A 12,801-nucleotide genomic window follows, 5' to 3' on the forward strand; every position below is an offset into this window, starting at 1 on the left:
CGGCATAGCGACATCGTGCGGCGCGGTTCAGGTCGCCAGCCGCCACCAGTCGGGCAGCAGGGCGAGATTCTCGGCCCGGGCGAAGCGGTCGTCCATCAGCACCACCACGCCGCGGTCATCGGGGCCGCGGATCACCCGGCCGGCGGCCTGCACCACCTTGATCATACCGGGCACCCGGTAGGCGTAGTCGAAGCCGCGGCCGAAGCGTTCCTCCAGCCGCGCCTCCAGCGCCGCATGGTAGGCGTCGAAGGGCGGCAGGCCGAGGCTCGCCACGAAGGCGCCCACCAGCCGCTCGCCGGGCAGGTCGATGCCCTCGGCGAAGGCGCCGCCGAGCACCGCGAAGGCGATGCCGGTCTCGCCGGGCGCAAAGCCGGCCAGGAAGGCCTCGCGCTCGTCTTCCTTCATGCCGCGCCTCTGGGCGCGCACCGGGATCTCGGGGCATTCCTCGCGGAAGCGCGAAAGCGCCGCCTCCAGGTAAGCGAAGCTGCTGAAGAAGGCCAGGTAGTGGCCGGGGCGGCGCCGGTACTGGCCGGCCAGCTCGGCGACGATGGGCGAAAGCGACGCCTCGCGATCACGCAGCCGGGTCGAGACGTCGCGGCGCAGCCGCACCTCCAGCTGCTCGGCGACGAAGGGCGCGGGCACGCTGCGGATGACGGTATCGTCGGGCAGGCCCAGCAGGTCGCGATGATAGCCCGGCGGGCTCAGGGTCGCCGAGAACAGCACCGCACAGCGGGCGGCGCGAAAGCGCGGCGCCAGGAAGTCCGCCGGCACCAGGTTACGGATCGAAAGCCTGGCCCGGCCGCGGCCGTGGCGCTCGAGCTCGCACAGCGAGTGCTCGCCGAAGGTCTCGGCGCGCCGGGCGAAGGCCAGCGCCTCGAACAGGAACTCCTGCAGCGCCGGATCGGCCCCGGCGGGATGCTCGCCCAGGTAGTCGGTGATCGCCGCCACCGCCTGCTGCAGGGCGCCGAGCAGCCCGCCCGGCACCTCGTCCAGCGCCTGCCACTCCCGCTCCTCGGCCTCGCGCAGCAGGTCCTGCCAGCGCCGCGCGAGCCGCGACAGCGGCCTCGACAGCGCCGGCGGCGCGCCCTTGCGCAGCCGGTTGAGCCGGCGCTGATCCAGCCCCGCGCTGTACATGCCGCGGGCCCGGTCGACCAGGTTATGGGCCTCGTCCACCAGCACGCCGAGCCGCGCGCCCTCGGCCTGGGACAGACCGTGGATCAGGGCGCCGTCGTCGAAGTAGTGATTGACGTCACCGACCAGCACGTCGGCCCAGCGGGCCAGCTCCTGGCCCAGGTAGTAGGGGCAGACGCCGTGCTCGAGGGCCAGCGAGCGCAGCGACGCGCGATCCCAGAAGCCGCGGGCCACGGCGTCGCGGCGCGCCGCCGGCAGCCGATCAAAGAAGCCCTGGGCGAGGGGGCAGGATTCGCCGTGGCAGGCGCGATCGGGATGCTCGCAGGCCTTGTCGCGCGCCACCAGCTCGAGCACCCGCAGCGGCAGCCGCTCGCCGTCGCGGTCGGCGCCCAGGTCCGTCAGGGCGTCCAGCGCCAGCCGCCGCCCCGGGGTCTTCATGGTCAGAAACGCCAGCCGGTCGAGGCCCTGGCGGGGCATGGCGGCGAGCAGCGGGTAGAGGGTACCCAGCGTCTTGCCGATGCCGGTGGGCGCCTCGGCCAGCAGGCAGCGGCCGGTGGCGGCGGCGCGATAGGCGTCCTCGGCCAGGTCCCGCTGGCCGGGGCGGAAGTCGCCATGAGGGAAGACCAGCGCACCGAGGGCCGCGTCCCGCGCCGCGCGATGCCGGGCCTCCTGATCGGCCCACTCGGCATAGGCCCGGGCGTGGGCCTCGAGCCGCGCCCACAGATCACAGGCGCTCGCTTCTCGGGTCAGCACGGTCTCGCGGCCGGTGGCGATATCCAGGTAGACCAGCGCCAGGGTGATCGACTCAAGGCCGCGCTCGGCGCACAGCAGCGCCCCGTAGGCCTCCGCCTGGGCCCAGTGCAGGGCGCGCTGGTTGGCGGCCATGCGCTCGAGGCTGCCGCGATGGGTCTTGACCTCCTCCAGGCGCTTGGCCGCGGGGTCGAAGCCGTCGGCGCGGCCGCTCACGGTCAGGCCGGCGACGTCGGCGGACAGCGCCACCTCGGCTTCAAAGCCGTCGCCGCGCCGGCTTTGCACCCGGGCGTGGCCCTCGATGCCCTCCCGGGCGCTCGGCGCCGGGGTGAAGCGATGGTCCAGATCGCCCTCGCGGGCGGTGAACTCGCACAGCGCCCGGACGGCGACGCGCCGGCCCGCCTCGCTCACGCGCCCTCCCATCTCACGTGGCAGACCGCCACCGGGATGTCATGGGCGTGGAAGAAGGCCAGCCAGCGGCGCTGGTTGTCCTGCAGCCGGTCGCCGGGGCCCTTGACCTCGATCAGCCGATAGCCGGGGCCGCCTTCTCCTTGCTCATCCTCGGGGAAGAACTGGATCAGATCGGGCAGCCCGGCGCGATTGGCCCGCGGGTCGTCGAGCAGCCGCTCGAACAGGGCACGCAGATGCGCCGGCGGGATGGCGGCCAGGGCGCGCTGGAGGAGCGCCTCGTCGAGCGCCCCCCAGTGCACGAAGGGCGAGGCCAGGCCCTGCTTCTCGCCGAAGCGTGTGCGGACGGTCTCGCGATGGCGGCCGTCGTCGAGCTCGGCCAGGCAGGCGTCGAACAGGTCGCGGCGCCGGGCCACGAAGTCCTCGCGGTGGAGATCGGCGGGCCCGGTGTGGAAGGGGTGGAAGAAGGCGCCGGGCAGCGGCGCGAAGATCGCGTCCCAGCACAGCAGGCCGAACAGCCCGGTGATCAGGGCGTTCTCCACAAAGTGCACAGGCGCCTGGGGCGTGGCCAGGTGTTCGGCCACCGCGCGCTCGACGCCGCCGGGAGACGCTGAAAGCACCAGGTCGAGCCGTTCGGGCACGGGCTCCGGCTCGTGGGGCGGCGATGGCAGACCCAGCTTGCGGCACAGCCGCGGCCGCAGCCGGGCCAGCGCCTGGCGCTCGGCCTCGTCCACCGGTTCGGCCGCCTCGATCAGCCGATGGGCCAGGGCGAACTCGCCACGCCGCTCGAGCAGGCGCAGCCGGCGCACGCGCGCCTCGCCGAGGCCGGCGGCGGCATAGGCGTCGAGCGCCGCCTCGGCCTCGCCCCTTCGCTCGGCCTCGCGGCCCAGCTTCAGCAGCAGCCGCGAGCGGCGGGCGGCCAGCCAGGCGTTGTCGGGCGCCGGCGGCACCTCGGCGGCCAGCGCCGCCGGGCACTCGCCGTCGTCGAGGCGCTCGCGCAGCCGGTGCAGAGCCAGGTAGGCGTCGACCTCGTCGCGACGCTGGAAGGCGCGGGACTCCGGACCGAAGGGCACGCTCTCGAAGCGCTGCAGGCCGAGCTCGGCGAGCACGAACTCCGCCCAGTCCTGGCGCAGGTTGCCGAAGAACATCAGCCTGAGCCGGTCGCAGCGCTCCATCAGGGTCAGGCGCACCACGCGATCCGGGGCCGATGGCCACCAGTCCTCCAGTCGCCGAGACTCGAGCCCGCGCTCGGCCAGGGCCGCGTGCAGCGCGCCCTTGGCCACGCTTTTCGGCAGGCCGGCCGCGGCGATCTCGTCGGCGAAGGCCCGCCTGAGCTCGGCCAGGCGCAGCTGGCGAAACAGCTCGCCGAGGGAAAGCGGAGGCGCGGCCTCGACCCAGCCGGCCTCGATCAGCGGGCCGAGGGCGGCATCGGCGTCGCCGATCTCGTCGTAGGCCAGTCGCGAGACGCGAAAGTGCTCGCCCTTGCGCATCACCATGCGCACCAGCAGCGCCCGGGAGGCCCGGGGCAGGGTCGGGAAGTCGGCGAGGAAGGCGCGCTCGGGCTCGGAGAGCAGGTCCGCGTGGCGCGCGGCCACCCAGTCCAGCACGCACTGGAAGTTCGCCAGGTAGTAGAAGGGGTCGTCCAGGGAGGCCGTGAGCACGGCGGCGGACGTGGCGCTGTTCATGGGCGCCATGGTATCAGCCTCGCGCCGGCGGGTGAGCCCCGTCGGCACTCAGCCCTTGCCCTTCTCGGGCAGCCGAAGGGTCAGGGTGTCGCCGCGCATCTGCAGATCGAAGCGGCCGAGGAAGCTCATGCCCAAGAGCACCGTGTCGCCCTCGAGGCCCGGCACGACGGAGCCCTGGACGTCGCGGGCGACCAGCCCGCCCAGACGCACCTCGTCGAGGGCCGTCAGATGGCCGCGCACCCGGCCGTTGGCGGTGGAGAAGCTGGCCGAGCCGTGCCGCGGCAGGTCGAGGCGCTCGGCCAGGTCGGCGGGCACGGCCACCTGGGTGGCGCCGGTGTCGAGCAGCATGGTCACCGGCTCGCCGTTGAGGCGCCCGGTGGCGACGAAGTGGCCGTTGGCGTTGCGCGCGAGCGTCAGCGGGCCGCCATCCAGCGACTCGGCGAGGTTGGCGTTGGGGTTCTCCCGCGCCTCGAACCAGCCCTGGAACCACCAGGTGCCGAGCCCGATCAGCAGCGCCCAGAAGGCCAGCATCATGCCCAGCCCCGCACGCCTCACGCCACCGCCCTGCTCGCTCATTCACCGCCCTCCCGTCGTCCGGCGCCCATCATGACACTGGACGCCTGCCGGCGCCCATGCTGGGATGAGACCTTTCGTTCACCCTCAAGGAGCGATCATGAGCGACGCCTCTGCCGATGCCCAGCCCACCGACGCCATGCCCGCCGAAGCCCTCGAGGCCGGCACGATCTACCGGCTGTTCTCCGGCGCCATCGCCCCGCGCCCCATCGCCTGGGTCGCCACCGTCGACGCCGAGGGGCGCGCCAACCTGGCGCCCTTCTCGTTCTTCAACGTGGCCAGCGTCAACCCGCCGGTGCTGGCCTTCTCGCCGCTGCTCAACGGCGAGGGCAAGGCCAAGGACACCCTTCAGAACCTCGACGAGGTCGGCGAATGCGTGATCCACGTCGGCAGCGAGGCGCTGGCCGAGGCGCTCAATGCCACCAGCGCCAGCCTGCCCCGCGGCGAGGACGAGTTCGACCACGCCGGGCTGGCCAAGGCGCCGATGGGCGAGCTCAGGGTGCCGCGCATCGCCGCGTCGCCGATCGCCTTCGGCTGCCGGCTGCGCGAGGTGATCCGCTTCGGCGACAGCCCGCTGGCCGGCAACCTGGTGCTCGCCGAGGTGGTCACGGTGCACGCCGCACCCGAGGTCTGGGACGGCCGTCACGTGGATATCGAGACGCTGCGCCCGGTCGGCCGCATGGCCGGCTCGGACTATAGCCGCACCACCGATCGTTTCTCCCTCGAACGCCCCGCCTGAAATAGCGTTTTATACCCGCTAGATGGCCCCAGTGAGCCATGTCGGGGACAAGCTTAAGCGAGGGGTTTTTGGCCATGGGTGAGGCAACCCTCGCCGAACGGGCTGGCCATGGATGGCCAGCACCGGTCCTGCAAGCGGAGCAGGACGCGAGAGCGCTGCAGGGCCAAAGTAGCGCCCAGGGATGGGTTCATAGCGCCCTCGCGCGAGCTTGTCTCCGGCCTCATTAGCCCCCTGAAGACACAGTCGAACCATTTATCCTCTCCCACTCTCTCGCCGCCCGCATGCCTCTCTGCTGATCGACGAACAGGCAGATCAGGATGGCGACGATGAACAGCCCCGCACACAGCAGGATCGAGGCCTGTAAGCCGACCACCGACTGCAGCAGCCCAAGGGCGACGATGCCCACCACCCCGGCGAGCTTGTTGGCCAGGCCCCAGAAGCCGAAGAACTCGGCGGCCTTGCGGCTCGGCGAAAACAGCCCCACCAGGGCACGGCTGGCGGACTGGCTCGAGCCCAGGCTGAGCCCCGCCAGGCAGCCGACCAGCAGGAACAGGTGCTGGGCCTGCCAGTCGAGGCCCAGCGCGGCGTTCAGCCAGGCGGTGAGCGCGGGCGTGGCCCAGATCGCCAGGATCGCCGCCACCCACAGCACCAGGGTGATCAGGTAGGTCCCCCGGGTGCCGATGCGGTCCTGGATCGCGCCGAAGCCGATCGCCCCGGCGGCGGCGGTGATCTGCACGATGATGAACATGACATTGCGCACCGACTCGTCCCAGCCGATCACCTGGGCGCCGTAGATGAAGGCGAAGGCGATGATGATGTAGACCCCGGCCATGGAGAACAGCAGCGACACCAGGAAGATGGCCAGGTCGCGGAAGCGTCGCAGCTCGTGGAGGGTGGTCGAGATCCGCCGCCAGGCGATCGTGCGATAGGACAGGCCGCTGTTCTGCGGCGTGCCGCGCTCTTTCACCCACAGGAAGGTGGGAATGGCGGTGACCAGGAAGAAGCCGGCGGCGAAGGGCCCGACCCAGCGGATGCGCTCGAAGTTCTCGGCGCTGGCCTCGCCCAGCACCACCAGGGTGAAGCCGGCCGCGAACAGCCCGCCGACGTAGCCCAGCGCCCAGCCGAAGCCGGAGATGCGGCCGAGCGACTCCGGCGGCCCGAGCCCCGGCAGGAAGGCGGCGATGAAGGACTCGCCCATGGAGTAGGCGTAGTTCGAGACCACGATCAGGATCAGCCCCAGCCACACGTGGCCCGGGGCGACGAAGTAGAGCAGCGCCGTGGCGACGATGGTGACCACGTAGCTGGCGAACAGGAAGCGCTTCTTCTCCGCCCGGTAGTCCATCACCGCCCCGCACAGCGGCCCGGTGATCACCACCAGCAGGTAGCTGATCGCCAGCGCCAGGCTCCACAGGAAGTTGGCAAGCCGGTAGCCGTCGCCGCGGTCGCCGACGATCACCGTGGTGAACAGCTCGCCGAACACCACGGTGATGATCAGCAGGGTGTAGGCCTGGTTGGCGAAGTCGAACATCGCCCAGCCCAGGATCTCCTTGCGCGAGGCCCGGGGCGTCGAAGGCGCGTCGGCGGTGGTCACGCTCATGGCGGGGCATCCCTGTCGCGAAAGAGGCCAAGATAGCAGCCGCGCCTCTCGCCGACTATCGACGACGCCCCTTGATCCCCGCTACACCAGATCCCGCGGAATCGTCTCGTCCCAGGTGCGGGCGAAGATGCGCGTCTCGCCCTCCCAGGCGTCCAGGGTGGCGCGCAGGCGGAAGCTGTCCGGGTCGCTGGTCATCAGCGTTCGGGTCAGGGTGCGCACCTCCCAGTCGCCGCGCCGGAAGGTGCGTTCCCATTCGGTCCAGCCGCTGACGCTGTCGTAGCTGCCGTAGGAGTAGCGGTAGCGCTCGGTGACCCGCCCGGCGATCTCCAGGTCGATGGCGTCGAGCCGGTAGCGGCCCTCGTCGTTGATCACCTCGAGGGTGGTCTGGTCGTTGGCCAGGTCGCGGATCACCCGCCAGCTCTCCTGGGTGGGCTGGATCAGGGTCTTGGCGATCGGCGGCGCGCCCTCGGGCTCGAGGAAGGCCGGCAGCGCCGCCTCCTCCTCGGGCTGCGGCGCGCGCACCGGCAGCATCAAACGGCTGCGCCCGGGGCAGAGGGTCAGGGTGACCGGCCGCGGCGCCGGCCAGGCCAGCGGCCAGTAGCTGGTGGACAGCGACAGGCGGATCGCGTGCCCGGCCGGAAACTGCTGGGCGATGTGCTTGAGCGCCACCGTCACCCGATAGCGCCGGCCGGGCTCCAGCGGCTCGGGATGCTCGTCGCTGTCGCGATGGGTCAGGTTCAGGAGGCCGAAGGACACCCGGGTGGCCTTGTCGTCCTCGGCGACGTCGATCAGCCGCAGCGCCACCATGGCCACCGGCCGGTCGGCCTCGAGCTCCAGCTCGACCGTGGGCTGGCCGCAGATCTCGATCGCCTCCTCCAGCCGCGGCGTCTGGAACACCAGGCAGCCGCCGTCCTCGTCGCGCTGGTCGTGGGGCAGGTCCGGCGGCGCGTTGTAGGAGCACCACTTGCCGGCGTAGAGCCCCACCGAGAGCGGCGAGCGCAGCGTCATCACCTCGTCGCCCCCCGGCGCGTCCGGCGCCTCGGGCAGCAGGTCGTGGCCCACGCTCAGGCTGAACGACGCCGGCACGATGCGCGGCGACGGCCAGCTCGGCTCGGCCACCCAGCGCCCCGGTCGCTCGGCGTAGCGCGCCGAGGGCGGCACCGACTCCTGCATCCACACCCGCAGCATCGGCTCGTCCATGATCCCGGTGTCACGGCCCTTGAGCCACTGGTCCCACCAGCGCAGCGATTCCTGCAGGAAACCGATGGCCGGCCCCGGCACGCCCAGGTGCGGATACTTGTGCGACCAGGGGCCGACCAGCCCCTTGCGCGGCACCTCGAGCCCCGCCAGCAGGCGGAAGACGGCGTTGCAGTAGCCGTCGGCCCAGCCGCTGATGGCGTACACCGGGCAACGGATGGCGGCGAAGTCCTCGCACACCGAGCCGTGTTTCCAGTAGTCGTCGCGGCGCTGGTGCTCGAGCCACTGGGCCAGCCACAGGCCGCTGCCGTCGAGGCGCTCGAGCCACATGTCGCGCCAGCGGTCGCCGACCAGCGCCGGGTCCGGCGGGCAGGCGTTGCCGTCGAACATGGTCGAGGCCCAGGACAGGTTGTCGCCCAGCAGGCAGCCGCCCATGTGGTGGATGTCGTCGGCGTAGCGGTCGTCGGTGGAGCACAGGGTGATCACCGCCTTGAGCGCCGGCGGCCGCAGGGCGGCGATCTGCAGGCCGTTGAAGCCGCCCCAGGAGATGCCGATCATGCCGACCTCGCCGCTGCACCAGGGCTGGGCGATCAGCCACTCGATGATCGCCACGCCATCGGCCAGCTCCTCGGGCAGGTACTCGTCGGTGAGCACGCCATCGGACTCGCCGGTGCCGCGGATGTCGACCCGCACCCCCGCATAGCCGTGGCCGGCCCAGTAGGAATGGCTCTGAACGTCGCGGGCGGCGGTGAGGTCGCGCTTGCGATAGGGCAGGTACTCGAGGATCGCCGGCACCGGGTGCTCCTCGGCGTCCACCGGCCGCCAGATGCGGGCCGCCAGGCGCGTGCCGTCGGCCATGGGGATCCAGGTTTCCTGCTCCTGAACCCTGCGGGGAAAGTCCTCGACGATGCGCATCCTGCCGCCCTCCTTCTTCAGCCCACGATGTCTTCGAACTCGAAATTCAGCCGCGCCGCCAGGCGCTCGTAGTGCTCCAGCAGCCGCTCGGCGCGGTCGGCGCCCATCCAGACATGCGCCAGCGCGAAGCTGTAGCTGTCCTGCTCCGGCAGGGTCGACAGCCGCTGGCCGGGCGCCACCTGCAGGTGGATCACCGTGCCCGGGAAATCCGCTTCCAGGGCGGCGATCTCCTCGTCGCCCGGCACCCTGACGGCCACGGCATCGACGAAGAACACCCGATAGAAGAACTTGGCCGCCACCGCGAACTCGCCCCGGCGATGCGGCATGCCGGGCCGCCGGCCCAGCGCCAGGTCGACGGCGACCTGCTGGTGGCTGGCGCCGTCGACCTTCTCGAACAGGTCGCAGTGCGACTGCGACAGCCGGGTGTTGATCTCGAGCAGCCAGATGCGGTCCTGCGCCTCGTCCCAGAAGAACTCGATGTTGAACGCCGAGTTGTCGAAGCCGATGTGGCGCATCACCCGCTCGGTCAGCTCGCGCATGATGGCCTGGACGGGCTCGGGCAGCCCGGACGGATAGCGGTAGTGGAAGAAGCTCAGCACCTGGGGATAGCGCAGCGAGTCGACGATGCCGTAGCTGACCACCTCGCCCTCGAAGACGTAGCCCTCCACGGTGCACTGCCAGCCGCCGATGATCGCCTCGGCCATGCAGAAGTGGCCCTCCACGGCGGCGATCTCGCCCGGCAGCCGGGCCTGCTCGAGCACGGTGTTGAAGGGATCGGCGATCAGGCCGATCTCGGCGCGGAGGCGCTCGATGGCGTGGTAGAAGTCTTCCGGGGTGTCGATGCGAAAGCCCAGCCGCGAGCCGGAGGACTTGATCGGCTTGACGAAGAACGGGAAGTGGAGCCCCTGCTCGCCGATGTGCGTCAGGGCCTCGTCGTCGAAGGGGTCGAAGGCGGTGAAGGCCGGGATGTGCGCCGCGATGACCTCCTGCTGCACCCGCCGGCTCCAGTACTTGTGCTCGCACTTGAGCAGGCTCGACAGCGTCGGCGAGCGGGTGCCGAAGCGCTCGCAGAGGATCGGCAGCATGGTCGAGACGGGGAAGTCCATGTAGCCGACGATGGCGTCCACCGTGCCGTCGAAGGCCTCCAGCTGCGCGGTGGACGCCTCGAGCATGGCGGCGATGTCGAAGACCTCGGTGTCGTAGACCGCCTCGGGGGGGATGACGCCGTGGAAGCGGCAGTCCTCTGCCCCCTTCAGGCCCTCGAGCCGCTGACGATTGAAGTCGTCCAGCCCCACCACGAAGACGTTGCGTGCTGCGGTGTTCATGATCGCTCCCTGCCGCCCGTCGGCGGCGCCACGGGCCGACCCCGGGCGCCGTCACGGCGACGCGAACATTACTCCTGCAGCATAGTCCAGCCGGCGACGCCTCAGACGCCGCGCGCGCCTCGATGGCCTCGAGGGCGGCCCACTCTGGGAGACAAGAACAGCAAGGAAAAACGGCGAAGGGGCCGGCAGCGCCGGGATCAGCGCTTGCCTGTCCCCGCGGGCTCGCCGGATTCACGGGCCAGGCGCTCCACGGCGTCGCCGCCCTCGCGGGTCAGCCCCTCCAGCCGCTCGATCTGCTCGCCCAGCCGCGGCAGCGCCTCGCGGCGATAGCTCGCCAGGTCGTCAACCGCCGCCATGACGTCGGCGAAGGCGCCCTCGAGGGCCTTCATGTCGAGGTTGGCGGAGGCGGCGCGGGTCTGGATGTCCACGCCCTGCTGGCGCAGCGCCCGGGCGGTGCCGGCGATGGTCTCGCTGGTGGTGGCGTTGAGCGACTCGACGCGGTCGAGCACCAGCCGCTGGTTGGCCAGCGCCAGGGCCACGGTGGCCGCCACGCTCAGCGCCGACACCGTGACGTTGACCGCCCGGTCGACGCCGCGCATCAGCTCGCGGTTGTTGCGGATGATCACCTCCAGCGCCAGCACGCCCTGCTGGCACACCGCCTGCTGCTGCTGGAGGTCGAGGATGCGCTGGCGCAGCGGGAACAGCAGCTCCTCCTCGACGAAGGCGCGACGGTCGTCGTCGGCGATCTCGTCGCGGGCCGCCATCAGGCGCTCGTCGATCAGCCGCCCCAGCGACACCTGGCGCTCGAGCTGGTCGAGGGTGGCGCGCATGGCCTCCTGGTCGTCGGACAGCGTCAGGTTGTCCCGCTCCAGCATGTCGCGGCCCCCCTGGAGGTCGGCGATGATCGCCTCCAGCGCCTGCTGGGCGGTCTCGAAGCGGTGGAAGTAGCGCTGCAGCCGGCTGCTGGCGCCCGGCAGCAGCCGACGCAGCCGGTCGAAGCGGCCGGGCTCGAGGCGATGATGGCGCGGGTCCAGGTCGTCCATGCGGCCGCGCAGCGCCGCCAGCGCCTTGGCGACCGGCCCGCCCTCCTCGCCGTGGCGGGCCAGCTGGCGCAGCGGCGTCTTGAGCATCTCGCTCTGGCGCGCGGCCTGCTGCTGGAGCTCGAGGCCCATCTCGTCCACCGCCCGACGCTGGCGGGCGGCGGCGCCCTCGGCCTCGTCGCCCAGGGTCTCGGCCACGAAGGCCTCGGCCATGGCGGCGAGCCGCGGGTCCGCCGCGGCGCGCCCGGCCTCGTCCGCCGCCGGCCGCTCCAGCTCCTCGGCGATGCGTTCCACGGGCGGCAGCGACAGCGGGCTGCCCTCGGGCTGAGGCGCGTCGGTCATTGGCAGGCTCTCCTCTTCTCTCGCTGATGCCATGTCTTCTCTGGCGGTGGCTGCCGCGAATGACCGCGGCCAGGACGTGCCGCCAGTCTATCCGGCGCGCCCGGTCAGGTCTCGCGGCCGTAGCGCCCGGCGCCGTCGATGAAGCGGCGCAGCTCCTCGCAGGCCTGGTCGGCGCCGACCCGGGCCCGCGGGCGACCAGTGACGATGCGCGACAGCGCCACGCTGGTGTCGTCCAGCGCGGTCAGCGCCGCCTCGTTGCGCGCCGCCAGCCGGCGCAGCGATTTCTCGGTGTCCTCGATCAGCGCCAGCCGGCGGCGCAGGGCGTCGGTCTCGTTGGCCGACAGATTGCCGGCCTCATGGCCGAGGCGGCGACGGATGAAGTCGACGTCGAGGCCGGCCACGCCGCGGGCCTGGGAGGCCATGGCGGTGAAGTTGTCCACCGCCCCCATGCACACCTCGACCACCAGCGAGCGGGCCCGCTCGTGGGCCAGCTCGCCGGCCGTGAAGCGCGAGGCCATGACCTCCAGCACATTGCCGTAGCGGCTGTAGAGGCGGTCGACCTGGGCGGCGTGATCGGCACGGTCGACCTCCAGCAGCGCCCGCTTGGCCCGGCACAGCGCCTGCACCACCTCGTCGGCGTCGGCCGGCGGATGGTCGGGATCGAGCTCGCTGACGCCGGCCTCCCGGGCCGACTCGTGGCGGCGGCGGGTGGCCTCGGCGCGCAGCATCTCCTCGAGCCGGCGCTTGTGCCGCCTCGCCCGGAAACGCCGCCAGCGCCGTTCCAGCGGCAGCTCCACGGCGATGGCGGCGAGCCCCGCCAGCCAGCCGCCGAGGCTGGGGTCGAAGCCGCCCCACAGCGAGGTCAGCCACATCAGCAGGCTGAGGAAGGGCACCAGAAAGGCATAGCGCACCACCACCTGCCAGCGGCTGGGCTGCTCGACGGCCAGCGCCAGCCGCGGGCTGACCAGCCCCGCCAGGCACCAGGGCAGGCAGGTCAGGAACAGGCCGTAGGCGGCTCCCTGAAGGAATCCCAGCATGGCGTCGTCGTGGCCTCCCGTGGCTGCTCTCTGTGGTGACGGTCTCATGATGAGGCCAGCAC

Annotated in this window: 9 protein-coding genes; 1 reads left to right on the forward strand and 8 read right to left on the reverse strand. The window is 71.9% G+C overall.

The window, feature by feature from the left end:
• Positions 1 to 27: 27 nt before the first annotated feature.
• Genes UYS_RS0209270 through UYS_RS0209280 form a run of 3 tightly spaced genes read right to left on the reverse strand, consistent with a single transcriptional unit; the run spans position 28 to position 4,550 of the window.
• Complete coding sequence (locus tag UYS_RS0209270) at positions 28 to 2,304, reverse strand: helicase C-terminal domain-containing protein (protein ID WP_040478170.1); 2,277 nt, start codon at positions 2,302 to 2,304, stop codon at positions 28 to 30.
• Positions 2,289 to 3,974, reverse strand: a complete 1,686-nt coding sequence (locus tag UYS_RS0209275) for a VRR-NUC domain-containing protein (protein ID WP_026068447.1) — start codon at positions 3,972 to 3,974, stop codon at positions 2,289 to 2,291. The genes UYS_RS0209270 and UYS_RS0209275 overlap by 16 nt, the downstream gene beginning before the upstream one ends.
• 48 nt (positions 3,975 to 4,022) lie before the next feature.
• Positions 4,023 to 4,550 (reverse strand): retropepsin-like aspartic protease family protein, encoded by a 528-nt coding sequence (locus UYS_RS0209280; RefSeq protein WP_016855235.1) that lies wholly within the window; start codon positions 4,548 to 4,550, stop codon positions 4,023 to 4,025.
• Between the two features lie 97 nt (positions 4,551 to 4,647).
• Between UYS_RS0209280 and UYS_RS0209285 the strand changes: the two genes are divergently transcribed.
• Positions 4,648 to 5,286, forward strand: a complete 639-nt coding sequence (locus tag UYS_RS0209285) for a flavin reductase family protein (protein WP_016855236.1) — start codon at positions 4,648 to 4,650, stop codon at positions 5,284 to 5,286.
• 223 nt (positions 5,287 to 5,509) lie between these two features.
• Here the strand turns inward: UYS_RS0209285 and UYS_RS0209290 are convergent, their stop codons facing one another.
• The 5 genes from UYS_RS0209290 to UYS_RS0209315 form a co-directional block, all read right to left on the reverse strand.
• Entirely contained in the window at positions 5,510 to 6,883 is a 1,374-nt protein-coding gene (locus tag UYS_RS0209290; RefSeq protein ID WP_016855237.1) for an MFS transporter, read from the reverse strand.
• Positions 6,884 to 6,964: 81 nt separating this feature from the next.
• Positions 6,965 to 8,995 carry a CocE/NonD family hydrolase gene (locus UYS_RS0209295; RefSeq protein ID WP_016855238.1) on the reverse strand — a complete coding sequence of 677 codons (2,031 nt, stop codon included), beginning with the start codon at positions 8,993 to 8,995 and terminating at the stop codon, positions 6,965 to 6,967.
• Positions 8,996 to 9,012: 17 nt separating this feature from the next.
• Positions 9,013 to 10,320 (reverse strand): ATP-grasp domain-containing protein, encoded by a 1,308-nt coding sequence (locus tag UYS_RS0209300; protein WP_016855239.1) that lies wholly within the window; start codon positions 10,318 to 10,320, stop codon positions 9,013 to 9,015.
• Between the two features lie 197 nt (positions 10,321 to 10,517).
• Positions 10,518 to 11,702 (reverse strand): toxic anion resistance protein, encoded by a 1,185-nt coding sequence (locus UYS_RS0209310; RefSeq protein ID WP_016855240.1) that lies wholly within the window; start codon positions 11,700 to 11,702, stop codon positions 10,518 to 10,520.
• Between the two features lie 104 nt (positions 11,703 to 11,806).
• Complete coding sequence (locus UYS_RS0209315; protein ID WP_016855241.1) at positions 11,807 to 12,739, reverse strand: hypothetical protein; 933 nt, start codon at positions 12,737 to 12,739, stop codon at positions 11,807 to 11,809.
• Positions 12,740 to 12,801 lie beyond the last annotated feature (62 nt).

This window comes from Halomonas smyrnensis AAD6 (genome assembly GCF_000265245.1).
GTDB classification, from domain to species: Bacteria; Pseudomonadota; Gammaproteobacteria; order Pseudomonadales; family Halomonadaceae; genus Halomonas; species Halomonas smyrnensis.